Source organism: Pusillibacter faecalis, assembly GCF_018408705.1.
Lineage (GTDB): Bacteria > Bacillota > Clostridia > Oscillospirales > Oscillospiraceae > Oscillibacter > Oscillibacter faecalis.
Map to the genome: position 1 here is coordinate 2,625,414 of NZ_AP023420.1, position 24,016 is coordinate 2,649,429.

At 54.9% G+C, this 24,016-nt stretch carries 31 protein-coding genes and 1 tRNA gene; 25 read left to right on the top strand and 7 right to left on the bottom strand.

Annotated elements, in window-relative coordinates; translation table 11 throughout:
• Positions 1-66 precede the first annotated feature (66 nt).
• Both KJS55_RS13155 and KJS55_RS13160 read left to right on the top strand, forming a co-directional pair.
• Entirely contained in the window at positions 67-315 is a 249-nt protein-coding gene (locus KJS55_RS13155) for a helix-turn-helix domain-containing protein (RefSeq protein WP_187030535.1), read from the top strand.
• The gene (locus KJS55_RS13160; protein ID WP_187030537.1) at positions 287-514 is read left to right on the top strand and encodes a DUF6514 family protein; all 228 of its coding nucleotides are present in this window, start codon (positions 287-289) and stop codon (positions 512-514) included. Before KJS55_RS13155 ends, KJS55_RS13160 begins: the two co-directional genes overlap by 29 nt.
• 122 nt (positions 515-636) lie before the next feature.
• Here KJS55_RS13160 and KJS55_RS13165 read toward each other — a convergent pair whose 3' ends face one another.
• Together KJS55_RS13165 and KJS55_RS13170 are read right to left on the bottom strand one after the other, a co-directional pair.
• Positions 637-1,611, bottom strand: a complete 975-nt coding sequence (locus tag KJS55_RS13165) for a transketolase family protein (RefSeq protein WP_187030539.1) — start codon at positions 1,609-1,611, stop codon at positions 637-639.
• A gap of 12 nt (positions 1,612-1,623) precedes the next feature.
• On the bottom strand, positions 1,624-2,457 hold the full coding sequence (locus tag KJS55_RS13170) for a transketolase (RefSeq protein ID WP_187030541.1): 834 nt from the start codon (positions 2,455-2,457) through the stop codon (positions 1,624-1,626).
• A 242-nt stretch (positions 2,458-2,699) separates the two neighbouring features.
• On the opposite strand from KJS55_RS13170, the gene KJS55_RS13175 reads away from it, so the two are divergent.
• Positions 2,700-4,559 carry a CvpA family protein gene (locus KJS55_RS13175; protein ID WP_228300542.1) on the top strand — a complete coding sequence of 620 codons (1,860 nt, stop codon included), beginning with the start codon at positions 2,700-2,702 and terminating at the stop codon, positions 4,557-4,559.
• A gap of 109 nt (positions 4,560-4,668) precedes the next feature.
• Entirely contained in the window at positions 4,669-5,910 is a 1,242-nt protein-coding gene (locus tag KJS55_RS13180; protein WP_213543483.1) for a pyridoxal phosphate-dependent aminotransferase, read from the top strand.
• On the opposite strand, the gene KJS55_RS13185 is transcribed toward KJS55_RS13180, so the two are convergent.
• A complete protein-coding gene (locus tag KJS55_RS13185) occupies positions 5,892-6,347 on the bottom strand; it encodes a hypothetical protein (protein ID WP_213543484.1) in 456 nt (151 codons plus the stop codon). The two genes, KJS55_RS13180 and KJS55_RS13185, sit on opposite strands and share 19 nt — an antisense overlap.
• A gap of 34 nt (positions 6,348-6,381) precedes the next feature.
• Positions 6,382-6,885, bottom strand: a complete 504-nt coding sequence (locus KJS55_RS13190; RefSeq protein WP_213543485.1) for a hypothetical protein — start codon at positions 6,883-6,885, stop codon at positions 6,382-6,384.
• Positions 6,886-7,077: 192 nt separating this feature from the next.
• Here KJS55_RS13190 and KJS55_RS13195 point away from each other — a divergent pair, with 192 nt between their 5' ends.
• The 19 genes from KJS55_RS13195 to KJS55_RS13285 all read left to right on the top strand — a co-directional run bounded on the left by KJS55_RS13195 (position 7,078) and on the right by KJS55_RS13285 (position 20,363).
• Positions 7,078-7,275 (top strand): hypothetical protein, encoded by a 198-nt coding sequence (locus KJS55_RS13195; protein ID WP_213543486.1) that lies wholly within the window; start codon positions 7,078-7,080, stop codon positions 7,273-7,275.
• Positions 7,276-7,685: 410 nt separating this feature from the next.
• A complete protein-coding gene (locus KJS55_RS13200; RefSeq protein WP_213543487.1) occupies positions 7,686-8,141 on the top strand; it encodes a hypothetical protein in 456 nt (151 codons plus the stop codon).
• A gap of 71 nt (positions 8,142-8,212) precedes the next feature.
• Positions 8,213-8,286 (top strand) — tRNA-Trp (locus KJS55_RS13205).
• A gap of 143 nt (positions 8,287-8,429) precedes the next feature.
• Complete coding sequence (locus tag KJS55_RS13210; protein WP_213543488.1) at positions 8,430-8,846, top strand: terminase small subunit; 417 nt, start codon at positions 8,430-8,432, stop codon at positions 8,844-8,846.
• Positions 8,846-9,067 (top strand): hypothetical protein, encoded by a 222-nt coding sequence (locus KJS55_RS13215; RefSeq protein WP_213543489.1) that lies wholly within the window; start codon positions 8,846-8,848, stop codon positions 9,065-9,067. Before KJS55_RS13210 ends, KJS55_RS13215 begins: the two co-directional genes overlap by 1 nt.
• Entirely contained in the window at positions 9,068-9,544 is a 477-nt protein-coding gene (locus tag KJS55_RS13220; RefSeq protein ID WP_213543490.1) for a hypothetical protein, read from the top strand.
• Positions 9,538-9,714: a cysteine-rich KTR domain-containing protein gene (locus KJS55_RS13225; RefSeq protein WP_213543491.1), complete on the top strand. Its 177-nt coding sequence runs from the start codon at positions 9,538-9,540 to the stop codon at positions 9,712-9,714. The genes KJS55_RS13220 and KJS55_RS13225 overlap by 7 nt, the downstream gene beginning before the upstream one ends.
• Positions 9,715-9,837: 123 nt before the next feature.
• Positions 9,838-10,707 (top strand): hypothetical protein, encoded by an 870-nt coding sequence (locus tag KJS55_RS13230; RefSeq protein WP_213543492.1) that lies wholly within the window; start codon positions 9,838-9,840, stop codon positions 10,705-10,707.
• A gap of 41 nt (positions 10,708-10,748) precedes the next feature.
• Complete coding sequence (locus KJS55_RS13235) at positions 10,749-11,804, top strand: hypothetical protein (protein ID WP_213543493.1); 1,056 nt, start codon at positions 10,749-10,751, stop codon at positions 11,802-11,804.
• A gap of 53 nt (positions 11,805-11,857) precedes the next feature.
• Complete coding sequence (locus KJS55_RS13240) at positions 11,858-13,255, top strand: phage terminase large subunit (RefSeq protein ID WP_213543494.1); 1,398 nt, start codon at positions 11,858-11,860, stop codon at positions 13,253-13,255.
• 2 nt (positions 13,256-13,257) lie between these two features.
• Positions 13,258-15,096, top strand: a complete 1,839-nt coding sequence (locus KJS55_RS13245) for a hypothetical protein (RefSeq protein ID WP_213543495.1) — start codon at positions 13,258-13,260, stop codon at positions 15,094-15,096.
• 13 nt (positions 15,097-15,109) lie between these two features.
• Positions 15,110-16,798 (top strand): portal protein, encoded by a 1,689-nt coding sequence (locus KJS55_RS13250; protein ID WP_213543496.1) that lies wholly within the window; start codon positions 15,110-15,112, stop codon positions 16,796-16,798.
• Positions 16,799-16,801: 3 nt separating this feature from the next.
• On the top strand, positions 16,802-18,154 hold the full coding sequence (locus KJS55_RS13255; protein ID WP_213543497.1) for a glycine-rich domain-containing protein: 1,353 nt from the start codon (positions 16,802-16,804) through the stop codon (positions 18,152-18,154).
• 144 nt (positions 18,155-18,298) lie between these two features.
• Complete coding sequence (locus KJS55_RS17410) at positions 18,299-18,529, top strand: hypothetical protein (protein ID WP_228300543.1); 231 nt, start codon at positions 18,299-18,301, stop codon at positions 18,527-18,529.
• A gap of 18 nt (positions 18,530-18,547) precedes the next feature.
• Complete coding sequence (locus KJS55_RS13265) at positions 18,548-18,703, top strand: hypothetical protein (RefSeq protein WP_187028868.1); 156 nt, start codon at positions 18,548-18,550, stop codon at positions 18,701-18,703.
• A gap of 13 nt (positions 18,704-18,716) precedes the next feature.
• Positions 18,717-19,025, top strand: coding sequence for a hypothetical protein (locus tag KJS55_RS13270; protein WP_213543498.1), 309 nt, complete (start codon positions 18,717-18,719; stop codon positions 19,023-19,025).
• Between the two features lie 39 nt (positions 19,026-19,064).
• The gene (locus tag KJS55_RS13275) at positions 19,065-19,466 is read left to right on the top strand and encodes a hypothetical protein (protein WP_213543499.1); all 402 of its coding nucleotides are present in this window, start codon (positions 19,065-19,067) and stop codon (positions 19,464-19,466) included.
• A gap of 1 nt (position 19,467) precedes the next feature.
• Positions 19,468-19,671: a hypothetical protein gene (locus KJS55_RS13280; protein ID WP_213543500.1), complete on the top strand. Its 204-nt coding sequence runs from the start codon at positions 19,468-19,470 to the stop codon at positions 19,669-19,671.
• Positions 19,668-20,363, top strand: coding sequence for a peptidoglycan recognition protein family protein (locus tag KJS55_RS13285; RefSeq protein WP_213543501.1), 696 nt, complete (start codon positions 19,668-19,670; stop codon positions 20,361-20,363). Before KJS55_RS13280 ends, KJS55_RS13285 begins: the two co-directional genes overlap by 4 nt.
• A gap of 111 nt (positions 20,364-20,474) precedes the next feature.
• On the opposite strand, the gene KJS55_RS13290 is transcribed toward KJS55_RS13285, so the two are convergent.
• The 3 genes from KJS55_RS13290 to KJS55_RS13300 form a co-directional block, all read right to left on the bottom strand.
• Complete coding sequence (locus KJS55_RS13290) at positions 20,475-21,185, bottom strand: phage antirepressor KilAC domain-containing protein (protein WP_213543502.1); 711 nt, start codon at positions 21,183-21,185, stop codon at positions 20,475-20,477.
• Positions 21,182-21,427, bottom strand: a complete 246-nt coding sequence (locus KJS55_RS13295; protein WP_213543503.1) for a hypothetical protein — start codon at positions 21,425-21,427, stop codon at positions 21,182-21,184. Before KJS55_RS13295 ends, KJS55_RS13290 begins: the two co-directional genes overlap by 4 nt.
• Positions 21,428-21,548: 121 nt before the next feature.
• Positions 21,549-21,749, bottom strand: a complete 201-nt coding sequence (locus tag KJS55_RS13300) for a ribbon-helix-helix protein, CopG family (protein WP_346345693.1) — start codon at positions 21,747-21,749, stop codon at positions 21,549-21,551.
• A 148-nt stretch (positions 21,750-21,897) separates the two neighbouring features.
• Between KJS55_RS13300 and KJS55_RS13305 the strand changes: the two genes are divergently transcribed.
• Positions 21,898-22,506 carry a hypothetical protein gene (locus tag KJS55_RS13305; protein ID WP_213543505.1) on the top strand — a complete coding sequence of 203 codons (609 nt, stop codon included), beginning with the start codon at positions 21,898-21,900 and terminating at the stop codon, positions 22,504-22,506.
• A 169-nt stretch (positions 22,507-22,675) separates the two neighbouring features.
• On the top strand, positions 22,676-23,962 hold the full coding sequence (locus KJS55_RS13310) for a hypothetical protein (RefSeq protein ID WP_213543506.1): 1,287 nt from the start codon (positions 22,676-22,678) through the stop codon (positions 23,960-23,962).
• Positions 23,963-24,016 lie beyond the last annotated feature (54 nt).

The following is a 24,016-nucleotide window of genomic DNA, read 5'->3' on the forward strand; positions in this document are numbered from 1 at the left end:
CGCGAGAGACGTCGACATTTGGTACGTTTTTGGAATATTCTTCCTTTTAAAAGGAGGAAAGAAACGATGAAAAGAAAAATCAACCATTGCTTTGCCAGCGCCCTATATCAAGGACGGATCAAGTCTGACATGAAGCAGCAGGCAGTTGCCGATTTTCTCGGCCGTACCAAACGTTGGTATCAGAAAATTGAGAGTGGAGAATCAGAGCCAGATCTCAATGATACACTCCGTTTGATGGCAAAGTTCCAGATCAATGCGGCGGAAATTGTGAAGGAGGCGGATGGCGATGTTCCAGTATCTTCCGATACAAAGTGAAGTGACCTCTCCGGAACTGGGGACGTATCGGGCGTTTGGACTGCGGGTTTTCCAGGTCCAAAACGGAGTGGATGAGGAAGTGATGATTTTGCCGGATATCTCTACCAGCTTTCTCTTTACGCTGCGGCTGGCTGCACTCTTTACCAGAAAACAGCTAGACCCCGCCCACCTGCTGGATGTCATTGCTGATTTCCTGTAGAAACTGCGGCATCAAGATAGCCAGTTATCAAGAGCGCACCGTGGCTGTGGCGGAGCGTTCAGGGACTGTGCATCAAGAAAGCGGACAGCTTGCTGCCCGCTTTCTTGCAGTTTGATTCGCCGTTATTTCCGCGCAATGGCCTTTTTGACAGCCGACACAATATTGGCGGCGCGGAGGCCGTATTCGTCCATGAGAAAGCTCTGAGGGCCTACCTGACCAAAGGTGTCCTGCACACCCACAAATTCCTGCACCGTAGGATGGTTCCGGGCGAGACAGCCCGCGACAGCGCTGCCAAGGCCGCAGGTTACATTGTGGTTTTCCGCGGTGACAATGGCGCCGGTCTCGGCGGCGGCCTTCACCACCAGGGCCTCGTCCAGGGGCTTCCAGGTGAACATATCAATGACCCGCACCGCGATTCCCTCGGACGCCAGGAGCTCCTGGGCCTTGAGAGCCTCGTCCACCAGGATTCCGGAGGCGATGACCGTGGCAGCGTCCTCGCCGCTCTGACGCAGCGTCACACCTTTGCCAATCTCAAATTGAGTGCCGTCCCCATAAACCTGAATCACGTCCTTGCGGGGAAACCGGGTATAGGTGACGCCCTTCCGGATACCCGGCAGCTGGCTGACAATGCTTTTGAGCTGAACATAGTCCGCTGCATCCAGCACGGTGGCCTCCGGAATGGAGCAGTACATGGCGCCGTCTTCCAAAGGCATATGGGTGCCGCCGTTATAGGCAGCGGTCACACCGGGGTCGGACCCTAAAACGTGTACGGTCAGTCCAGCGTAGGCGGCAGACATATAGATCTGATCGTAGCAGCGGCGGGAGGAAAAAGTGCCGAAGGAATGGAAAAACACGGTCTTTCCGGCGGCGGCAAGGCCCGCGGACACACCGGCGCCGTTGGCCTCGGCGATTCCGGCTTCGAAGGCACGGTCAGGATAGTTGGCCCGCAGCTGCTTGGTGTTGATGCAGCCCATCAGGTCGCAGTCCACATAGCAGATGGACTTGTCCTGTGCCATCATGTCATTGAGGGTCAAAGCGAGGGCATCCCGGCAGGCGCGGGAATCCTTTTCGTGTTTGCCAATGATTTTGATCTCCATGGTTATGCCCCCTTAAGCGTTTTTGATATCAGCCAGAGCCTGCTCCGCAGCAGCCAGAGCTTCGGCCCAAACATCTTCCTTGGGCTGAGAGGAGTGCTCGCACTTGGGCTCGGCAAAGATGGCGCCCTTGCCCTTGACGGTGTTTAGCACGATGCAGCTGGGCACGCCCTTCCTGGCATAGGCGTTCTGAATGGCGTCATAGATGGCCTTCACATCATGGCCGTTGATCTGCTGCGTGTACAGCCCAAAGGACTCCGCCTTTTTCGCGATATCGCCGTGATCCAGGATATCCCGGGTAGAGCCGTCCAGCTGATAGCCGTTGTTGTCGATGATATAAACGATATTGTCCAGCTTGTGGGCAAAGGCGAAATGGAATGCCTCCCAGACCTGTCCCTCGTCAGCTTCACCGTCACCAATGACGCAAAACACGTGGTTATCCCGGCCGTCAATCCGGTTTGCAAGAGCCGCGCCGGTAGCGGTGGAGACGCCCTGGCCCAGGGAACCGGTGGTCAGGTCCACGCCGGGGGTGAGCTTGCGGTCCGTGTGACTGGGGAACCGGGTGTGCGGCTGATTCAGGGTATAGGCATCCTCCATGGGATAGTAGCCCATCAGACCAAACGTGGCATAGGCCACCGGGCCGGCGTGCCCCTTGGAGAGCACCAGCCAGTCCCGATCCTCCCACCGGGGATTCTTGGGATCAAACCGCATGACCTCTCCGTATAAAACGGCCATCAGGTCTGCTAGGTCCATGGAGCCGCCCACGTGGCCAAAGCCCAAGGAGTGAATAACCCGCAGGGTTTCCAGCCGGATTTCCGCCGCCAGAACCTTGCATTTTTTTTCATTCATGGGGTGTCGCTTCCTTTCCGTTTATAATCAAACGCCAAACCTTATGATTATTTTATCATACCCCAAATCGCGATGCTTCGTCAATGGGCATTCGTCATTTCAAGGAGAAAAATGACGTACTTGGCTGGACATGAAACCTTCGGTATGGATGAAGTGGGATTTTATAGGGAAGCCTTGATTTATTCACAAATTTCAGATATGATATGTCTAACTTTGTGCAAAAGGAGAAAGGAGCACACAATATGCCGTTTTCGTTTAATTTCGGCGGCTTTAATCCGGGCGATTTCAGCGGGTTTGGAGGATTTCAGGACGAGGGGGCCGCACCCCCGCCAAAAAAGCCCCGCAAACCCCGCAAGGCCATCGGCAACGCCTTCACCAGGACCCTGATCAACCTGGGAGTAACCCTGGTTTTCGCTCTGGTCTATTTTTATGTGGAACTGCCGGCGCTGAACTTCCATGCGGAGGAGTTCTACGTATTCGCATTTTTAATCTGCGCGGTATACTGTATCTGCGCGGTTGTGACCTCCGGCTTTCAGGGGGAGGGAATCAAGGGCTATGTCGGCTTTGTGAAAAAACAGTGCGTCATTCCTTTCCTGGCCTTCATTGCCCTGATCGCCGCTATTGCCATTGGAGCGGTCACATCCTGGGTGGTGCTGCGGGCGGGCAGCTACAGCGAGCTGCTGAGCATTGAGACCGGGGACTTCGCCTCCGAGGTGGATGAGATCAGCTACGATCAGATTCCCATGCTGGACGAGGACTCCGCCGCGCGGCTGGGCAACCGGAAGCTGGGTGAGCTGGCGGACATGGTCTCCCAGTTTGAGATATTGCCCTCCTACACGCAGATCAACTACCAGGGCCGCCCGGTGCGGGTGACATCCTTGGCATACGGAGATATTGTTAAGTGGTTTACAAACCGCTCCGAGGGCCTGCCGGCCTATCTGGTCATCGACATGGTGACTCAGGAGGCGGAGGTGGTCCGCCTGAAGGAGGGAATGAAGTACACAACGGCAGAGCATTTCGGCCGGAATCTGTACCGCCACCTGCGGTTCCACTACCCCACCTATATGTTTGATGAGCCGGTCTTTGAGATCGACGAAGAGGGCACTCCCTACTGGATCTGCTCGCGGATGGTCAAGACCATCGGACTTTTCGGCGGTACAGACATCCGGGGCGCTGTGCTGGTGAATGCTGTCACCGGCGAGAGCGAGTATTATGAGGAGGTTCCCAATTGGGTGGACCACGTGTATGACGCGCAGCTCATTATGGAGCAGTACGATTACTACGGCATGTACCACAACGGTTTCCTCAACTCCTTGTTCGGCCAGCGGGGCGTGACACTGACGACGCCTCTGCACAACTATATTGCCATCGGTGACGATGTCTATATGTACACGGGTGTGACCTCCGTCACCTCGGATCAGTCCAACATCGGCTTCATCCTCTCCAACCAGCGGACGAAGGAGACTCGCTTCTATTCCGTGGCCGGCGCCACGGAGACCTCCGCCCAGGCCAGCGCCCAGAGCCAGGTCCAGCAGATGCGCTATACCGCCACGGAGCCCCTGCTGCTGAATATCGCCGATCAGCCCACCTACTTTATGGCCCTGAAGGGCGAGGACGGCCTGGTGAAGATGTATGCCATGGTCAATGTCCAGCAGTATAACATTGTGGAGACAGGCAGTACCGTGGCGGAGTGCGAGGCCAACTACCGCAAGACCCTGGCAGACAACGGGCTTGTGGACGAGGACGATGCGGATGTGGCTCCCTCTGATCAGGCGGAGGTATCCGGCGTCATTGCGGAGATTCGTTCCGCCGTGCTGGAGGGCAACTCCTACTACTTCCTGCGTTTAGAGGACGGGGAGACGTTCTATGCTGTGAACGCTGCGGAGAATCCCTTGGCTGTAATTTTGAATGTAGGAGATGAGGTGAGCATTCAGTACCATACCGGGGAGGGGAGCAGCATCCTCAGCGGCACCACGGTGAAGAAGGCCGACGGGAGCGGAGAGAGTGCCCCCTTGGTTGTCGCTCCGCCGGATGCGGCAGAGCCTGGGAACCAGGCGGAGCAGCCGGTGGAGGACTACACCGCCGAAGTGCCGGCAGAATAATCTGAAAAGGGGAATCTCCCACTTGGGAGGTTCCCCTTTTGCTGAAAAAAGTTGACAACTTTTTTCAGGTGTCCTATACTGTGCATATTCAAAAAGGAGGGTGAAGCCCATGGAACTGACCTTGAACAGCGCTGTACTAGGCGTGGAAATCACCGGCATCCGCCGCTTTACATATCTGGTGCGAGATACCCCCGGCGCCTGTGCCCTGACTATCGGAGAGCCGGATCAGAACACTCCCGACGCCATCAAGGAGGCCGCCAAGGCCGCCCTGGACGCTAACGACACCCACTATCCCCCCGGCAATGGCTACCCTTACATGCTCCAGGCCATCTCTGATTACGAGGCCAGAGCCCACGGCCTGCGCTACGACCCGGAGGAAATCATTCTGACCATTGGCGCCACCGAGGGCCTCTTTATTGGACTCTCCACGATTTTGAACCCCGGAGATGAGGTCATCATCCCCACGCCGGCCTTTGGCCTGTATGAGTCCATTACCCGGTTGCTGCGGGGAGTGCCAGTGAGCCTGCCCACGGAGAAAAACCACTTTCAGATTGATCCGGAGGCCTTGCGCGCGGTGATCACGCCCAAGACAAAGGCCATCGTGCTGACTTCTCCCAACAATCCCACAGGCTGCATCTATACGGAGGAGACGCTCAATGCCGTCCACGAAGTGCTCAAGGACCAGCCGATTTTCGTGTTCTGCGACGATGTGTACCGGGAGCTGGTATATACGGACGGCTACCACAGCTTTGCCGAGTTTCAGGACATGCGGGACCGAATCATCGTGATCCAAAGCTTCTCCAAGCCCTATGCCATGACTGGCTGGCGGCTTGGCTACTGCATGGCGGACACCCCGATCCGGGACCGGATGCAGATTTTCCACCAGCACGCTGTGGTCTCCGCACCCTCTTACGTTCAGCCCGCCTGCGTGCAGGCACTGAAGACGGACGTGAGCGGTGTCCGGGAGTTGTTCCGCAGGCGCCGGGATGATGTATACCGGCGGCTTACGGACATGGGGCTGGAGGTGCAGAAGCCGGAGGGTGCCTTCTATATGTTCATCAACATTGAGAAGTATGGCATGGCATCGGAGGCGTTCTGTACCAAAATGCTCCAGGAGGGGCTTGTTGGACTGATTCCGGGCGTGTACTTTGGGACGGAAGGTTACATGCGTTTGAGCTACTGCTACTCCGATGAAGACCTAAAGGAGGGACTGGATCGGATCGAAAAATTTTTACAACGGTTTAAGATTTTTTCTTTATGTTTCAAGTGGTCTATTACTATACTGTGTATTGTATGTGAATTAAGAAAACCGCCCTGCTGGGCGGTTTTCTTTTACTTCTCCCAAGACTGAGGAGAAATGTCCTCCAGCACTTCAATGCCGGGGCGCTGGCGTTTTAGTTCTTCAAACCTGGATATGGCTTTCCTGCGCTCTTTCCCTGGGTATGTTTCTGAAAGCGTTTTTGCTTGAGTCCCATCTTCGTAAGTTCTGACGATACGAACGTAATACGTCACCAGATTTCCACGGTAAGACCGGTACCGTTCTATCTCAAGCCGCTCCTGATATGGCATCGTGTTCAGAGCGGCGTACCTGGAAGCCAGAGCTTGGCGGTACTCCCGAAGGGTTTCCGCGGTCCGCTCACACTCCAGTATTAGCCGGGCGGCAGTCTCATCATTCCGTTTGATCTGGTATTCTTTCAGCTTGTCCGGCCGGAGCAGATACCCGGTCAGCCGAATATCCGCTTCATCGCTGGGGCTGCCGTAACGTTGGAAGAGATGTTCATAGCTCATGATGGAACCTCCTCTTATCGCAGGCCCTTCCCCGTCAGGCAGGAAGGGCATCGGAGCCAGCGCCGCCACGGGTGAAGCTGGTGGAGCCGTACTTGCTGCGAATCTGTGCCATAGATTTGCTTCCGCGGTGCCAATGGCTGCCGTCTTCTGCATAGTGCCAGGACCAGAGCTTTTTCTGACTGGACCAGCGGCAGCCGGCAGCCTTCAATGCATCCTTATGCTTCCGGGTCTCTCCTCCAATCCACAGCCACCGGCCGCAAAGCTCGATCTCCAGTCCGTCCAATTTCAGCAGCGCGGAGACAATGGCGATGAAGTCGCCTGCGCTCTCCGTCGTGGCCTTTGTCTGTCCGGTGGCATCCTCTGCAGCTTGCTCGTTTTGGGACCGCTTCAATACCTCGAAACGGGCTTCATACTCTGCATTGATTGCCTGCATGGTGGCCGTATCGCCGCCCATGTCCGGGTGATATTTCATCGCGGCGGCTTTATATGCCTTTTTTAGCTCATCCAGATTTTTGCAGTTCATAAAATACGTTGTCATGGTTATAACCTCCTGTTTGATGGTTGTCGTGGTTGCCTTGGATGATGTAATCATACACTTGTGTAAGTGTACTTGTCAAGTGGGATGCAGAAAAAAACTGTACCAAGGTTTGTCGTTTGTTTTGTGCAGATTGTACACTTGTGCTGGTGTACGCATATGGATATAATAAGTGTATGAGTTGGAGGTGAGCGCATGGCAAAGCAGCGATATACAGAGGCAAAGAAACAGGCAAACAGGAAATGGGATGAGGCCAACAAGGACCGTTACGCACGGATTTCCCTGGTTGTGCCGGTCGATGTCAAGCCGCAGATTGAGGACGCGGCCAAAGCTGACGGGAAAAGCGTCAACGGCTGGATTCTTGATCTGATTCGCCGTGAATTTTATGGATGATTTCTGGCGGCGGCGTTGGCGGTGTTATGGGGGATAATAGGGGGGTAATAGATAGGGGGTTTAAGGGGGAAAGAAAGAGGGGGGAATAAGGGGGAGAAAGAGTGATTCATGCGTATGGTTGTTGGTGATATGGTTTTCTGATAAAATGCGGACTGCCTATGATTAAAAAAATAGCAAGTGCATGAAAAACCGAAAGATTGCGAGAAAACAAGAGAAATCCGGATATCAGCAAAACGGCTCAAGGACGTTGAATTTTAAATGGCATTAAATGCTTTGTTTTATGTTTCAACGCTTTGAGCCGTTTCTGTGTATGTAGTGTGTATTACCGCCCGCTGCGGCGCGCTGATCGTACTCCTCCCGGGGCTGGGTGCGGCGGTGGGTGGTCCTGGGCGAGGATGGAGGTTGGCTGGATGACAGAGTGTGAGAGTCCCCTGGGGGTGCCGGAAAAACAGGGGGCGTTTGCGGAAGACGGGATAGGTTATATCACACACATTCCCCACGCTCTTCACAACCCCGTCGGAAAAAGGGGAGGATATGCAGCAAAAACGGGAGACAATTTTTGTGAAGAAAAACAAAAACAGGTCTTGACTATTCATGAAATGGCTGTCATGCTTTTTGTAGGAACAGGGCTAGACTTGTTCCAAATCTCCCATCAATGCCACCCACCTCCTGTGGCTGACACCCCGGAAAGACGGGGGCATGCGGAACATAGGCACCCCCAAAATGGGGAGGTCACAGCAAGCGAAGGGCACGTTGCCCTAAGTGCTAAAGCGGGGCAGGGCCGCGATGTTCCACCAGAGGCCGGGTCGCTCCCGGATGATCTGAGCGTAGCGCAAGTCCTCAGAGAGAATGACAATGCCCGCTGAAAACTGCGCCAGAGTTCCGTAATCGGGGCCGATATGCGGCGTGTGACAATTTAAGCGAGAAGCGCACATATACGGGTGTAGCTCAATGGAGAGCGCCGGTCTCCAAAACCGGAGGTTGGGGGAACAGAGCCTTCCACCCGTGCCAGGGCGCAAGTCCTTACAGAATTTCTTGGCGAAAGGCAAGTGAGAAAAGCCGAAAAACTCACAGCTCCCCCGCAAAGGGGGATATGCCGCCCCGCAGTTGCGCGAGACGGGGGCGGCTCCAACAAACGAAAGGCGGCGAGTGCGATGGCAAAGAAACCGGAGAACGGAAAGCAGCGGCACAGCACCGCCGCGAAATTTAAGACGGCGGAAGAGCTGCAGGAGCGTCTAGAGCGGTATTTTTCCCAGTGCGATGAGGAGGGAAAGCTGTACACAGAGGCTGGAATGGCTGTGTTTCTTGGAACTGCCGTCAGCACCTTGGACGATTGGTGGAGAGGGCGCAGAAGCGAGCATTTGCAGGAAACCATCCGGATGGCCTATACCAGAATCGCGGAGCAGATTGCCTCTGACCCGCGGTACAGCGACAGGCAGATGGTGTCTTACCGCATTTTCCTGCTGAAGCAGGAGAAATTCGGCGGTTACCAGGACAAGATTGAGGCAAAAAGCGATCTGAACGTAAACGTGAAGATGGGGAAAAACATGGAAGAGAGTGATTTTGCCTGATGGAGCTTTTGATCTGTTTTGCAGCCGGCGGACTTTTGACAATGGCCGGAGTCATTGTCGGGGCCTGGACCGCAGGGAAGAAAAACGAATCCCAGCAGAGCGGCAATCCCACGCCGGCGGAACCGCAGGGGGAGGAAGAGAACCGTCTCTCCAAAGCGATGGAGGAGGGCATTCAGAATTTGCTGTCATTCCAGGTCCCCGGACAGGATGGAGGGCGGTAGATGATTGTACAAAACGTCTTTGATCAGGCGATTCACCTGATGGATGCCCAGAACGAGAGCACTGGTTCCACCACCACGGCGGACACGAAGGAGTACGCTTTGCGGACACCCAATATCATCAACACGCTGCTGGACCAGGTCTATCCGTACAGCGGGACCTATCCGAGCGTGGAGGACGGCTCTTCGGAGCGCCCATTTCTTCCAAGCGTTTCCAGCTTGGAGGATGAGCTGGACCTGGACGCCTATATCTGCCGGAACGTCCTCCCATTTGGTCTTGCAGGGCTTTTGCTGACAGAGGAAAATCCCACCCAGGCGAATTTCTTCTGGCAGACGTATCTGGAAAACCTGAACGCGGCAAAAAGCCGCCTGCCGTCTTCCGGGATTGAGAGCGTGGAGGATGTGTACGGAGGCGGTGAAGGCGGCGAAAGCGCCCTGGGATGGGGCGGGATTGAATATGGGGGCTTTGGACGATGGTAGTCAATGGATGGTTTACCTGCCCCCGCTGCCGGAAAAATTTGCAGCAGGTCCGTGGTAACACGGTGATGCTTGGGGCGCCGATTTACTGCCGGAAGTGCAAGATGGAGTGGTTCCCCAAAATCTACATGGGGAGAGAATTGGAAGATCTCTCCGGGAAAATTGAATCATAAGCGAGAGCGCTTGGCGCCAGAGGTTGGAGGAATCCGACCTTTGGCGCTTTCTCTTTTTGCTCACTTTCCCACACCAGGGAGATGAAATACAGCCGCCAGACCAGGCGGAGAAAGCGTGATCAGATGGAAGAGACTTTGAACACCCAGGACCAGACGCCCGAGACCACGGACGGCTTTTTAGAGGGACTGGACGACATGGAGCCCACGGCAGACCAGCCGGAGATCCCATCAGAAACAACACAGGACAGCGCGCCTCATGAACAGACGAAAGCTGAGAGCGGGGAAGAGCCGCAACCGGCTCAGGAACCGCCCGCAGAAGCCGAGGAAGGGCCGGCAGAGGAGCCCCCGAAAACCTGGACGCTGCAGCATCTGGGCGAGAGTCGGACCGTGAATGAGGCGGAGATGACCGCGCTTGCCCAGAAGGGGCTCGACTACGACAGGCTGCGGGAGAAATACGACGAGTTCAAGCCTGTGATGGACATGTTCAGCCAGTTCGCGAACCGTTCCGGCATGAACACGAGGGACTACATCTCCTACATCCGCCAGGAGGCGAAAAAGTCCGAGGGCATGAGCTCTGAGGAAGCCAAAAGAGCCGTTGAGCTGGAGGACCGGGAGGCGACGGTTGCGGCAAAGGAAGCCGCAGAGGCCGACCAGAGGAAGGCTGTGGAGGCGGCAGAGGCAAAAAAGCGGTCCGATGAGGACCGCCGGATGGCGGATATTCAGGAATTTCAAAACACATTTCCAGAAGCGGCAAAGGCGCCGAAGGACATCCCCGCGGAGGTTTGGGACGGCGTGAGAAACGGGCTCTCCCTGACGGCCAGCTACGCAAGGTGGCAGGTGGAACAGGCAAGAGCCGAAGCCGAACGGTATCAGCACGCCGCGGAAGCCGCGCAGAAAAACCAAAAGAACGCGGAGCGCTCCACCGGAAGCATGAAATCCGCCGGTGAAGAGGGCAACAGCAAGGATGATTTTCTGAGGGGATTTGACTCCTGAACGACGGCGCCCTTTCCGCAGATACGAAAGAGAGGGTCAATATGGCAGTCAATTATACCATCAAGTATGCTGACAAAATTGCGGAGCGATTTCACAAGGCGTCCATCACAGACGCCGCGTGCGGCAACGACTATTCCTTTGTGGGCGCAAAGACGATTCGTGTCTACTCTGTGGACACCGTACCCGAGCAGCCCTATGACCGGAACGCGGCTAATAACCGCTTCGGCACGCCCCAGAACCTGGGAGACACCATCCAGGAGATGACCATGACGCAGGAGCCCTCGTTCACCTTTGTGATTGAGGCGTTGGACAACTCCGACCAAGCCATTGAGAAATCCGCCGGCCGCGCGCTGCGCCGGCAGCTGGACGAGAGGACAGTCCCCGGTATGGACAGATACCGGCTGAAAAAGTGGTGCATGGGAGCCAACATCCAGCACAAACTCACCTCCGCCCCCACAAAATCCAATATTGTGGAGGCCATCATTGACGCCAATGCCAAGATGACGGATGCGTTTGTTCCGCTGGAAAATCGGACGATGTACATTCCCACGGAGTACTACAAGCTCCTCAAGCAGAATCCGGATTTCCTGGCACTGGAGAAAACCGGAAACATGGCGCTCTCCCGCGGCGTTGTGGGCGAGGTGGACGGTGTGAAGGTGATCCCGGTCACCAAGAGCTATCTCCCCAATGGCGTGTACTTCATGATCAAGTTCAAGGGGAGCACCGTGGACCCGGTGAAGATGCAGCAGTATGACGTGCTGACCAAGGTGCAGGGCTTTTCCGGGCCTGTGGTGCAGGGGGTTACCTACTATGATGCGTTTGTCCTGGGCACCAAAGGTGACGGAATTGCGGTTTGCGGAAGTGCGGACGCAATTTTGGATGCGCCAGCGATCAGCGTTTCCACCCATGTGGCGACGATCACGGGAGCCAGCGGAAAGAATTATCTGTACACGCTGGACGGAACCAATCCCCGCTATAGCCACACCGCGGCGGCCTATCCCTCCGGCGGCGTCACGCTGTCCGAGGGACAGACGATGCGCTGCATCCAGGTCAAAGATGGCTGTGTCGGCATGGAGGGAACGAAGGACTACGAGTAAGCATACGGGCCCCCGCAAGGGGGCCTTTCCCCTATTTCCGAAGAGGTGAGCGCATGGCTGGAAAATACAGAAACCACAGCGGGATGATTTCCGTGGACTTGGGAGAACTGAATCCCAAACAAAAGCTCTTTTGTCAGGCCAGAACCCGGTATGTGGGCTATGGCGGGGCAAGAGGCGGCGGAAAGAGCCACGTGTTGAGAATCAAAGCCTTTGGCGGTGCGCTGACCTATCCGGGAATCCGGATTTTGATTGTGCGGCGGGAATACCCGGAGCTGGAGCAGACCATGATTCTCCCCATGCGAAAGCTGATCCCGCAGGAGGTCGCGGTCTATAACGGCTCCATGCATATGTTTTTCTTCGCCAACGGTTCCACGATCAAGTTTGGACATTATGGAACGAGCGATGACGACGAGTACCAGGGCCAGGAATATGACTGGATTTTCATGGACGAGGCCACGCAGTTTACGGAGAGCCAGTTCCGCACCTTGGGCGCATGTCTGCGCGGCGCGACGAATATCCCCCGCCGGATGTACCTGACCTGCAACCCTGGCGGCATCGGGCACCTTTGGGTAAAACGGCTGTTCGTCTCCAGGCAGTACCGGGACGGCGAAACGGCGGAGGACTATACCTTCATTCACGCGACGGTGGACGATAACCCCCAGCTGCTGGCGGCGTCTCCGGAGTATGTACAGATGCTGGACCTGCTGCCGGACAACGTGCGCAATGCCTGGAGGTTTGGCGACTGGGACGCCCTATCCGGGTCCTTCTTCCCGGAGTTTACAAAGAAAACTCATGTGATGGAACCGTTTTGGCGGATTCCAGCGGAGTGGAGGAAATACCGGGCCTTTGACTATGGCCTTGATATGTTCGCCTGCCTCTGGATTGCGGTGGATTTTGACGGGCGCTGCTATGTATACCGGGAATTGCAGCAGTCCGGTGTGATCGTCTCAGAGGCCGCGAAGCTGATGCTGGACGCGACGCCGCCGTGGGAACACATCGAGTTCACGATTGCGCCGCCGGACATGTGGAACCGGCAAAAGGACAGCGGCCGCAGCATGGCAGAGCTGTTCATGGAGAACGGCGTGGGCATCATCCGTGGCAGCAACAACCGGGTACAGGGCTGGATGGCTGTGAAGGAGCTGCTCAAGCCCCTGTCAGGGCCGCAGGACCGCCCCGGGCTGCTGGTGACCAGCAACTGTCAAGCCCTCATCTCCCATATCGCCGCCATCCAGCACGACGAGAAGAACCCGTCAGACTGCGCGGTGCAGCCCCATGAGATCACGCATATCTGCGACGCCATCCGGTATTTCTGTGTTACCAGGACATTGGGCGCGGAACGGGTGGAGTCCCCTGTGCCGGAGGATTTTGAAGATTCCGGTATGACGGATTACGACGACGAGATGACCGGCGGAGAGATGTCGGAGGATTATCTGGAGTACGGAGGTGGTTGAGCTTGGCGCAGATGGCAGCGGGCAGCAATATCACGATTATGCGGATAAAGGAGTTCCTAGGTCTCAATGAGAATCAGGACGGCGACACCAAAATCCGTGTTGGAGAGATGTCCGAAATGCGGAACTTCTCCATTACCAAGGACAGCCACTTGCAGATTAGGCCGGGTACCCACACACTGCTGCATTTGCGGACCGCCTGGGATGCCTGGGCAGAGGACCAGGAATCTCCTGTCGAGGCGCCGGTTTTCTGCGGCGCTTGGTATGGGATGGTCAACAAGGCCTATCACCTGCTGTGCGCCTTTGGCGGAGCTATTTTTGACGTGAACATCCTGACGGAGGCCGTCACCGCAGTAGGGGCCTGTACCCAGGATGAAACTACCACCTTCTTTGGATTTGACGAGAAAGTATATCTCTTGAACGGGCACGAATACATGAGCTGGGGCGCCGGGGAGGACGAGACGTTTTCCGAGGTGGAGGGCTATGTCCCGGTCATCCAGACGGCAACGGAACCGGGCGGGAGCGGGACGCTGCTGGAGAATGTAAACCGGCTGACGGGCAAGCGGCGGGTCAAGTTTTCCCCGGACGGAACGGCCAAAGATTTTTTCCTGCCGGAAAAGGAGATTGACAGCGTGATCTCCGTGACGGGAACGGAGGCCACCTATACGGTGGACACGGCGGCCGGAAAGATGACGTTTGCAACGGCACCGGAAAAGGGCACCAACACCGTGACCGTGACCTATAAAAAGGGAGATGGAGCGCGGGCGGAAGTTACCTCCATGCATTTCTCCGAGCTCTATAACGGCTCTTTGGACAGCCGGGTATTCCTGTATGGGGACGGCAGCAACAAAACGATTTACAGCGGCATTGACGGGGACACGGGCCTTGCCACGGCGGAGTACTTCCCGGACCTCTATGAGGCCGCCATCGGAGACAGCAACACCCCCATCACAGCGCTGGTTCGACATTATGCAAGATTGATGGCTTTTAAACGGGACAGCGCGTGGTCTTTGCAATACAGCACCACCGTGCTGGACAACGGAATTACCACGCCGGCATTTTATGTGCTCCCGGTAAACCGCCAGATCGGAAACGACGCCCCGGGACAGGTCCGCCTTCTGGAAAATAACCCCCTGACCCTGGACGGCGGCAGCATTTATCAGTGGAGCTCCACCTCCTCCAGCGGGAACATCACCGACAGTGAGCAAAACGCGACCCGTATATCGGACCGGATTGCCGCTACCATCAGTGGTTTTGATCTGGAGAAGACGAAAACCTTCAACCGGAAATATCATCACGAGTATTGGTTTTTGTGGAAGGAAACCGCATTGATTCTGAACTACTCCAACAATACCTGGTACACCTACACCAACATGCCATTTGTCTCTATGCTGGAGGTGGACCAGAGGACCTTCGGCTTTACGCAGGAGGGCAAGATCAAGGAGGTGTCCCGGTCCTATCGCAACGACGACGGCGAAGAAATCAGCGCCTATGCCGCCACCGGCGCGATGGATTTTGACCGGGACTGGCAGCTCAAGTACTCCCCTGTGATCTTTGTAGCCATCAAGCCGGAGAATAACGCGAGAATCACCGTCACCGCCGAGAGCAACCGCCGGAGCGACTACCCGGACAAGGTGGTTGCAGCGTCCTTCGCCTCCTTTACCAATGTGGATTTCAATCACTGGTCCTTTCTGACGAACCGGAAGCCCCAGGTAGAACGATTAAAGCTCAAGGTCAAAAAGGCAACATTCTACCGATTGATTTTCAAGAGCGACAGCGCTTCCGCAACCGCTACGGTGTTGGAGACGGATGTGCAGCTGCGCTATGCCGGAAACGTGAAATAAGAGGAAAACACACATGGAAAAGTATCGTCCCACACCGGAAAAGGTGTCAAATGAATATGAGGCCGGCCTTCAATTCAACAACGGCATTTCGTTTTATGACTGCGTGAATGTCAACGAAAACTTCTTCATTGGAAAGCAGTGGGAGGGCGTCCGTTCCAACGGCCTGCCGACGCCGGTTTTCAATTTCTTAAAGCGTGTGGTGCTGTTCTCTGTCGCCAATGTGTCCACGGACAATTTAAAACTCCACGCAAAGCCCCTTCCATCCAGCGGCAAGATTTCCGGACAGAGCGCCGAAATGCTGACGGACCTCTTGAACGAGCAGTTTTCCGGTATTTTTGAGTTCAACAAAATGGGCTCCTGCATTCGGGAGTTCTGCCGGAATGCCGCGGTGGACGGAGACGGCTGCCTTTATACCTATTGGGACCCCGATGTGGAGACCGGACAGCCCAGCAGAGGCGCAATCAAGACGGAAGTCCTGCCAAACACACAGGTTCTGTTTGGAAATCCCAACAGCCGGGAGGTGCAATCTCAGCCGTACATCCTCATCGAGCGGCGGATGCTGGTGCGGGAGGCCAGGAGACGGGCAGAGGCTAGCGGCGTCAGCCGGGAGGAACGAGAGGGAATCGCAGCGGACACCAAGCAGAGCGGCGATCCCCGCATGGATAACCTGGGCGGCAGCAAGGTTACGGTTCTGCTGAGACTTTGGAGAGATGAGAAGAGTGGGACCATCCACGGTTATGAATGCACACGGGACCGGGAAATCAAGCCGGAGTGGGACCTTGGCATCAAGCTGTACCCAATCACCTGGATGAATTGGGACTATGTACAGGATTGCTACCATGGTCAGGCCATGATTACCGGGCTGATTCCCAACCAGATTTTTGTCAACAAGCTCTTTGCCATGTCCATGATCTCCCTCATGATGCTGGCCTATCCCAAAATCATGTACGACAAGACAAAGGTCCCCAAGTGGAATAACCGAGTCGGCGCGGCAATCGGAGTGAACGGAAGCGTAGAAAACGTGGCGAAGATCATCGACCCGGCCACCATCTCCCCGCAGATTTCCCAGTTCATTGACATCGCCATCTCCTACACGCAGAAATTCCTTGGAGCTTCCGACGTCGCCCTGGGCGATACCAGGCCGGACAACACCTCCGCCATTATCGCGCTGCAGCGGGCGGCCTCCACACCAATGGAGCTGACCAAACAGACCCTGTTGCAGTGTATCGAGGACCTAGGCAGGATTTACATGGAGTTCATGGGTGAATATTACGGGGAGCGATATATAGAGATCAACATCAATCCCACGATGAAGATGCCGGCTCTGTTTGATTTTGAGGCTTTGAAGGACCTTTACTTCACGGTGGAATTGGATGTAGGCGCGTCCTCCTACTGGAGCGAAATCGCCTCCATGCAGACGCTGGACAACCTGCTGATGCAGGACAAGATTGATACGATTGAGTATTTGAAGCGCCTGCCCGCCGGTCAGATTACGGACCGGGAAACCCTGATTGCCGTATTGGAGGCCAGCCGGCAGCAGCAAATGGCCGCGCAGATGGGCGCTATGGGCGTCCCGGTCTCCGGCCAGGCCCCAGGACCGACAGATGAGGCGCAGCCGCCTTTGCGGGGCGGCCCCGGATATGGGGCCTTGCAGAGGGCCATCAACCAAACTGGAGAAATTCCCACGGAGAGAGGAGCGTAACACATGGATTTTACACCGCTGGAAAAGGACATGAATATTATCTCCGCATTGGATGACGAGCCCAATGATGTGGGAGGGCTGACCGCCACGGAGCTGAAAGCCAAATTTGACGAGGGCGGAAACGCCATCAAGGACTATCTGAACAACACCGTGATTCCGGAAGTGAAAGTTGCTCTTGGAGACAAGGCGGGTAAAGATGAGCTTCAGGGCCTTGTTCTGGGCCAGATTCCGGACGGGACCATTACGGAGGATAAGCTGAGCGAAGAGCTGAAAGAACAAATTGGCTCTATGGCTCCCGCTTCCGATGTGTTCACGAAAGAAGAGACGCTCAGCCCTGAGACGGCGGCATTATATGAGCTGGATGATACGGCGGCTCCGGATGATGTGTTTATCATTTTGGCATTGGGAGCCGGGAAATACGGCTATGGCATCACGGTCAAATACCCAGATGGGACACCGGCGGCGGGGCTGTCAGTAACCGGAGTAACAGGCCGGCTTGGTGAGGCCATCATCACAGATGAAAACGGTTATTTCCTGGCGGTTAGCGAAAACAACAAAATTTCTTTTTCCATCAAATCCCCCTATTTTGACATTGCAAACATCTCTAATCAGGCAGTAAACGCCGCTGGAGTCCTGACCAGGCAGACAGTGGAGTTTGCCTATAAGACCTATGAGGACTATATACTGCTTACTACTTCCCAGGTTATGAAGTTCTCCAGGGCTTACAAATTAGACTTGACCGCTGTGGGAGGGGGAGGTGGTAGCACTGGAGTTAACACAAAATCAGCTTTTGGAGCTGGAGGCGGTGGAGGTTATGTTGAAACACAATTAGATATAGATGTAGATACTTCAGATAAATTAACGGTAACTATTGGAGCGGGAGGTTCGATACATTATATAACAAATGCAACTACTGCTGGAAATCCTGGAGGGCACACTGCTGTAGACAAAGGTAGTATACGATTAGTTTCAGCATATGGAGGCACAGGGTCTGGTGTTAATAATGGTGTTCCTTTTCAAGGAACTGGAAATGGTAATGGGGGAGTGAGATCAAATTCAGTAGTAAATCCGACTAATGGAACTGGGTTCATTTTTAATGATGCTAGTTTAGGATTGGCTGGTGGAGGTGGAGGCGGAGGTTTTCTTGCAGGTGCTGGACAAACTGAAATGAGAGGTGGAACTCCTAACGGAGCAAATGGCGGCTATGTAGATACTAATAATAACACTGCGTACCGTGCTGGAAGTGCTGGTGTAGGTGGAGGTGGTGGTGCTGGAGGTTCGCAACAAATTTCAACAAAAGCTGACGCTTCTCCTGGTGGAACCGGTGGTGTATACATTCGTTTTAAGTCTGCTTAAGCACTTTTCAACCTTAAATATGTACTTCCATTACCATCAGCTGGACCTCTTGCTATTCCATTTGAATTGGAAAATCCTCCTCCCACAGCAGTCAAGTCTAATTTGTAAAGAAAGACCAGCTATAAAAAGTCAAGAGGAGAAAACATGAATTATTGCATTGTTGAAGATGAAACTATAGTAAACATGATTGTCTGCGAAGATGACACCACGGCGGAGCTGTTTGGCGCGGTTCCTGCCTATGAGGGGGCAAGGATTGGAGACCCATACGCTCCGCCTTCCCCTGCGCCTCCGGAACCGACAGCGGAGGACATTACCCTGGATATGCTGGCAGACCACGAGGAACGCCTGTGTATGCTGGAACTCACCACCCTATGACGTGAAAGGAGAACCCCTATGTCTACTGTGTACAATCTCTGCAAGCTGTTGATTGACCGAGGCCGGACGGAAGGCCTGCAGGAGAAGATGGATGTGTATCTGGCGGCGGACAGGCTGACCCCGGAGGAGTACAGCGCCCTCAGTGAAATGCTAACTGCGGAGGCGGCTGAGTGAGGAGGTCCGCGTATTGAACACGGAGATCATTTGCGCCCTGATTGCGGGCGGGGCTTCGGTACTGGCGGCACTGGCGGAGCGGCGCAGCCGACAGAGCGCCAGGCGGACAGAGGCGCGGGCCCAGCGCCGGGAGAAGGAGAGCCGCCTTGCCATGGAGCTGATGTACGCGAATTGCGCGCTCTCTCTCACCACTGCCAAGAAGCTGGCGGGGATGCATACCAACGGCGATGTGGAAGAGGCCATGGAGGCAGCGCGCAGCGCGCAGGAGGCTTATGTGGATTTTGTCAGAGATGAGGCGGCCCGCAATTTGAGCAAAGTTTAGAACCGGCACAGCCGGAAATTTAGAAAGGAAGTACATATTATGAACAAGACTATCAACGACATCATGGAGCAGTACAAGGCCGGTAAGATCACGGTGGAGGAAGCCAACGCGAAGCTGAAAGAGGCTGGCGCGAACTTTTCTCTGGACCCGAACAAGAATCCTGGCGGCGGCTGGACGAAGGAAGAGATGGAGGAGGGCTTTATTCCCGCTCCCGTTGAAACTCCCTGGTGGGCCTCCATGCACACCTTCACCGGCGCTGTCGCGTGGCAGGAGGAGATCGACAAGTACATCCCCGAAAAGGATATGGTGTACAACCGGCCCAAGTATCATGGCGTGGACGTGGTGAAGGGCGCTCTGCGGTACATCTATGCCGAGGACGGGTCCTGCAAGTATCAGCCCAAGTCTATGGCGGACTACGACAAGGACCATGGGAGGGCATGACATGGATGACCTGAAAAAGCGCCTTTCTAATCTGCTGACCGTAAAGAGCATCGTGACAGTGATTCTCACGGCGGTGTTCGCGTATCTCTCCGTCAGCGGTCATGTGACTACAGATCAGTTTTTGACGGTGTTCACAGTGGTGATCGCGTTCTATTTTGGTACCCAGGCGGAGCGGAAGGTCCGGACAGGCGGCGAGAGCTCGTGAGCTATATTCTTCAGGAGCGGTTAGCCAACCCCGGGAACTATGGCGGTTCCCGGGCTGTCAATCAGATCAAATACCTGGTGTTCCACTACACCGGCAACGACGGGGACCAAGCAGCCAACAACGCCGCCTATTTTCAAAACAATATCGTGCAGGCCAGCGCCCACTACTTTGTGGACGATACCACGGTCTGGCGTTCTGTGCCTGATCTGAAGGTGGCCTGGGCGGTGGGCGGTAAGAAGTACGCCAACGCCGACAAGACCGGCGGTGGGACGATGTATGGGATGATCACCAACACCAACAGCATCAGCATTGAGATGTGCGATACCATCAAAAACGGCGTCTACCAGGCCAGCGAAGCAACCCTGGCAAATGCCGCCGTCCTGGGCCGGGAGCTGATGGAAAAGTACGGCATCCCGCTGAGAAATGTGTACCGCCACTTCGACGTGACAGGAAAACACTGTCCGTCGTATCTGGTGAATGCCCAGAAGTGGGCGGAGTTTAAGAAGAGATTGGAGGAAAAGACCATGGACAATACACCATCTCCTGCCCACAAGGAGGGCGTGGAGTGGGCCGTGGAGAACGGCATCCTGCGGGGAAATGCGGAGGGAGATTTGATGCTCTCCCAAAGCGTGACCAGGGAGCAGATGTGTACCATGCTGTACAGGCTGGAAAAGAAACAGAGAAGAACATAAAGAATCCCCCGGAGAGTCAATAAGGCTCTTCGGGGGAAGATATGTTCCGAAAATAGTGTGCCAGCAGAATTTAAGGGGCCCCGCCGGGGAAAGTCCGGCGGGGGCTTTGAGTCAGGAGCCTGGGTAGAGGAGGCGGAAGGTCTCCCTGCCCTTTGGGGTAATCAAGGTTTGAATGCCGCTCCACTGGGTCTTGTCGTTGAAGCACTCCTTGGTCTCAAACAGGCCGTTGTTCTTGTCCTCGTAGGGCATGAGCTTGCCTTTCTTATCCCGGTAGATGTACTTCCTATCCAGCAGGAAGCGGACGAACTTCTTAGGCGGGACACCCAGCTCCTTTGCAGTCTCCCGGAAGCTGGTGAGGGTGTTGCGCTCCACCAGCTCGTCGAAGTAGTCCGCCTTGGGCTTCATGATCTGGTTGTCCACGGTGAGGGCGGAGTTGAGAGCGCGGACCTGTTTCAGCTCCTGTTCGGCGTACCGCAGGGCACGGGACATGACCTTCTCCGGGCTGTTCCAGTCCCGCTCCAGGGCCAGAAAATACTGCCGGGCCAGCTTGCCCTTCTCATTGCGCTGAAGCATGCAGATTTCTTTCGCCATGTCGAGGGAGAGGATGGCGTCATCAACCATACGGGAGACCATGCGGCCGCCCTCCATTTGAACCCGATCATTTTTGTACGGGTTGAAATCTTCCCCATCTTTGAAGCCATATTCGCACATACGGGGGAACCAAATCCTATACGGGGTTTCTACTTCGAGGAACTCGTGAAGTTCCCGGGCGGAGACTGCGGGCTGGTCGTTGTGATAGGTGATCTTGATCAGTTCATTCATTGTGATACCTCCATGATCTGGCTGCGCAGGTCCCCGATTGCTGAGAAAATGGCATCATAAGCCGGGATGTAGATGCTCTGCAATCGACCGGAAATGGAGGCGAGGATGCAAGCGGCATCGTTGCTTTTCGCATTCACAGCGGTATGGATATCGCTCTCCATGCCCTCCTGGGTCAACTGCATCAGCGCAAGAATCGAATGCAGCGAAACTTCGACCTCTGTCATGGTAATTGTGTTGTTCATACTGGCTCCTCCATAAATTTTTCTTGATTGGAGGTCCCTCTGGTGGTATCATAGATTTACCGGCAGGGAGACCTCCGGGCGGAGAAAACAGCTCGTAACTTTCCACGGTGCCGGGCTGTTTTCACTTTTCTGCGGCTAAAAGTAGATGGATTCCTTGTCGTATGGCTTCACCACGAGAAATATTGTGTTTCTTGCAATATTCTCTGAGGGCCTTTTCGGTTTCCGTGTCTAACCTGATTGTCAGGTTTACGCCCTTCGGATTATCTACTTTCGGCCTTCCTGTTCTAGGCGACATTTTATCACCCCACTTTTCGCCTTGCATTTAATATAATTTATGAAAGGCAAAAAGTCAAGAAGAAAATTTATAATAGAAGATCATGGACGCATTGAGGCTCTAATAGAAAAAATATTCCATTCAGTCTTGTTAAATTACGGCGGATAATGTATGCTGTCTGGCGGAGGGATGAATCATGCACATTTCTATCGGGAAAAAGGTTCTTGCGACGGTCGCTTTCTGGCTTCTGGTGACGTTCGGCGGCAGTCTGGTGATGCTCTTGAACGCGCTGTCTCCATATTTTGCCCAATACCGGCCCGGGGACTTGGGGTATCTGGTCCTGCAAACGGTGTCAACTGCGGCGGGCGCGGGAATTGCGGTCTGGGCGGAAGAAAGCATTACGCAGGGGAAATGTAAACTTCTGTATTTTGTGAACTGCGTGATTGCGGCAACACTTTGCTCGTCTCTCACACTTCTGAACCTTCTTATCGGCGGAGCGGGTTTGCAGAGCCTGATCGCCGTGGGGATTGCCAGTGTACTTCTGATCGTTTTCGCCTATCAATACGGAAAGAGCATTGCCGGATCGCTTGAATACCATAAGCAGATCACCTCTAAATATGAAGTATTTCTGCCGGGGATGGAACTTATAGAACGATTCGCCAGACAAGAGAACCGCTCCGTCCCGGACTATATTCGGTATCTCCGAATTGAGTCCAAAAGAGCGGAAGAAGGAATTAGCGAAGCGGAAGCGGCACAAAAGGTGGACGAAGAAGACCGCAAGCGGGCAGCGAGGGCCGGGTTATGAAGTTTGCTTTCTGAAAAATGTGAATCGGATTTACAAGAGCCGCCTTGCGAGGCGGCTTTTTTTCGTATATAATGAGGATAAATGAATCATAAGCGAGAGCGCTTGGCGCCGAAGGACTGGAGAAATCCAGCCTTTCGGCGCTTTTATTTTTGCAAAGGAGTGATCAGACATGGCAAGCACCTGGACAAAAGAGGAGATGGAGCAGGGCTTCACGGAGTCCTCCAAGCCCCATAAGGTATACCCAAACACACCGGACATGTCCAAGCGGCCGGACCTCGCCGGCCAGACGGTGGAACAGACCACGACCAGCGGAAAGTACAAGGTTACATACGATGAATCGGGCTATGCGGTCAAGGGGACCAACACCTCCCACGAGCTGTTTAACGACTCCGGAAGCAGCGGAGGAGGCGGGGGTGGTTCTTCGGGTGGAAGCCACAGCCGCGGCGGCAGCGTTTCGGACTTGTCTGAATATCTTAACGCGATGTACGCCGCGAACACACAGGCCCAGCTTGCAGCGCTGCAGTCCGCCTATGAACAAAACCTCGCGGGCCTGCAGGCCAATGCGGAGAAGATTCCTGTCACCTATCAGGCCGCCAGAAACGAAGCAGCCAGTCAAAATGAAATCGCGCGGCAGGCGTTTAACGAGTATGCCAACGCCCGGGGGCTGAATACCGGCACCTCTGGGCAGGCAGCGCTCGCAAACTCCGCGACGCTGCAAGGCAATCTCTCCGACATTTCCACACAGGAGTCCAATGCGCTGGCGGAGAACGCCTTACAGCAGCAGCTTCTTGCCGTGGAGTACCGGAATGCGGCGGCCCAGGCTCAGGCCCAGGGTAACGCGCAGTTAGCCCAGGCGCTGTACAGCGAGTATGTCCGGCAGGACGACGCCTCCATGCAGCTTGCCCAGCTCGCCCAGGAACAGGCAAATTGGGAGGCGCAATTCAACACCGCAAACAATCAGTGGAATCAGCAGTTTCAGGCCTCGCAGCAGCAGTATCAGGATAGCCTTGCCGCGCAAAACCGGGAGTACGCGTATAACCTGGCGATGACCATGCTAGGCGCCGGAATTATGCCTGATAACGCTACACTCACCCAGGCTGGGATTTCCTCCTCGGACGCCCTCTCCATGCGGATGGCCGCGCTGCAGGGAGGTTCTTCCGGCAGTAGGTCTTCCTCTTCTGGTAGAACATCGCCCAGCAGAAGCCAGACGAAGAACAACACCGTGACTGTTGACTACGCAAACCTTCCGGATTATGATACGATTTTGAAAAATTCCAGTGCCGGACTTTATGGATCGCAGTATGGACACACGCTTCAAATGGTACAGAATATGATTCGAAACGGTAACAGCGATGCTGAGATTAAAAATTATCTCACACAGCAACTTGATGGCGGAAAAATCAATGAGGATGGACTTGCTACTATTTTGCAGGCGCTTGGAAACGAAAGGGAATAACCATGTCAAAAGAATTTGATGATCTGAGAAGACGGGTATACGGTTCCGCAAACC

Bases quoted from the DNA above. Each gene is read 5' to 3' on its own strand.
- KJS55_RS13280 (WP_213543500.1), top strand. From the start codon at position 19,468: ATGGATGACCTGAAAAAGCGCCTTTCTAATCTGCTGACCGTAAAGAGC.
- KJS55_RS13235 (WP_213543493.1), top strand. From the start codon at position 10,749: ATGGCAGTCAATTATACCATCAAGTATGCTGACAAAATTGCGGAGCGA.
- KJS55_RS13220 (WP_213543490.1), top strand. From the start codon at position 9,068: ATGATTGTACAAAACGTCTTTGATCAGGCGATTCACCTGATGGATGCC.
- KJS55_RS13255 (WP_213543497.1), top strand. From the start codon at position 16,802: ATGGATTTTACACCGCTGGAAAAGGACATGAATATTATCTCCGCATTG.
- KJS55_RS13185 (WP_213543484.1), bottom strand. From the start codon at position 6,347: ATGAGCTATGAACATCTCTTCCAACGTTACGGCAGCCCCAGCGATGAA.
- KJS55_RS13240 (WP_213543494.1), top strand. From the start codon at position 11,858: ATGGCTGGAAAATACAGAAACCACAGCGGGATGATTTCCGTGGACTTG.
- KJS55_RS13160 (WP_187030537.1), top strand. From the start codon at position 287: ATGTTCCAGTATCTTCCGATACAAAGTGAAGTGACCTCTCCGGAACTG.
- KJS55_RS13195 (WP_213543486.1), top strand. From the start codon at position 7,078: ATGGCAAAGCAGCGATATACAGAGGCAAAGAAACAGGCAAACAGGAAA.
- KJS55_RS13295 (WP_213543503.1), bottom strand. From the start codon at position 21,427: ATGAACAACACAATTACCATGACAGAGGTCGAAGTTTCGCTGCATTCG.
- KJS55_RS13250 (WP_213543496.1), top strand. From the start codon at position 15,110: ATGGAAAAGTATCGTCCCACACCGGAAAAGGTGTCAAATGAATATGAG.
- KJS55_RS13230 (WP_213543492.1), top strand. From the start codon at position 9,838: ATGGAAGAGACTTTGAACACCCAGGACCAGACGCCCGAGACCACGGAC.
- KJS55_RS13200 (WP_213543487.1), top strand. From the start codon at position 7,686: ATGACAGAGTGTGAGAGTCCCCTGGGGGTGCCGGAAAAACAGGGGGCG.
- KJS55_RS13190 (WP_213543485.1), bottom strand. From the start codon at position 6,885: ATGACAACGTATTTTATGAACTGCAAAAATCTGGATGAGCTAAAAAAG.
- KJS55_RS13180 (WP_213543483.1), top strand. From the start codon at position 4,669: ATGGAACTGACCTTGAACAGCGCTGTACTAGGCGTGGAAATCACCGGC.
- KJS55_RS13290 (WP_213543502.1), bottom strand. From the start codon at position 21,185: ATGAATGAACTGATCAAGATCACCTATCACAACGACCAGCCCGCAGTC.
- KJS55_RS13265 (WP_187028868.1), top strand. From the start codon at position 18,548: ATGTCTACTGTGTACAATCTCTGCAAGCTGTTGATTGACCGAGGCCGG.
- KJS55_RS13210 (WP_213543488.1), top strand. From the start codon at position 8,430: ATGGCAAAGAAACCGGAGAACGGAAAGCAGCGGCACAGCACCGCCGCG.
- KJS55_RS13170 (WP_187030541.1), bottom strand. From the start codon at position 2,457: ATGAATGAAAAAAAATGCAAGGTTCTGGCGGCGGAAATCCGGCTGGAA.
- KJS55_RS13305 (WP_213543505.1), top strand. From the start codon at position 21,898: ATGCACATTTCTATCGGGAAAAAGGTTCTTGCGACGGTCGCTTTCTGG.
- KJS55_RS13300 (WP_346345693.1), bottom strand. From the start codon at position 21,749: ATGCAAGGCGAAAAGTGGGGTGATAAAATGTCGCCTAGAACAGGAAGG.
- KJS55_RS13155 (WP_187030535.1), top strand. From the start codon at position 67: ATGAAAAGAAAAATCAACCATTGCTTTGCCAGCGCCCTATATCAAGGA.
- KJS55_RS13275 (WP_213543499.1), top strand. From the start codon at position 19,065: ATGAACAAGACTATCAACGACATCATGGAGCAGTACAAGGCCGGTAAG.
- KJS55_RS13225 (WP_213543491.1), top strand. From the start codon at position 9,538: ATGGTAGTCAATGGATGGTTTACCTGCCCCCGCTGCCGGAAAAATTTG.
- KJS55_RS13215 (WP_213543489.1), top strand. From the start codon at position 8,846: ATGGAGCTTTTGATCTGTTTTGCAGCCGGCGGACTTTTGACAATGGCC.
- KJS55_RS13175 (WP_228300542.1), top strand. From the start codon at position 2,700: ATGCCGTTTTCGTTTAATTTCGGCGGCTTTAATCCGGGCGATTTCAGC.
- KJS55_RS13310 (WP_213543506.1), top strand. From the start codon at position 22,676: ATGGCAAGCACCTGGACAAAAGAGGAGATGGAGCAGGGCTTCACGGAG.
- KJS55_RS13165 (WP_187030539.1), bottom strand. From the start codon at position 1,611: ATGGAGATCAAAATCATTGGCAAACACGAAAAGGATTCCCGCGCCTGC.
- KJS55_RS17410 (WP_228300543.1), top strand. From the start codon at position 18,299: ATGAATTATTGCATTGTTGAAGATGAAACTATAGTAAACATGATTGTC.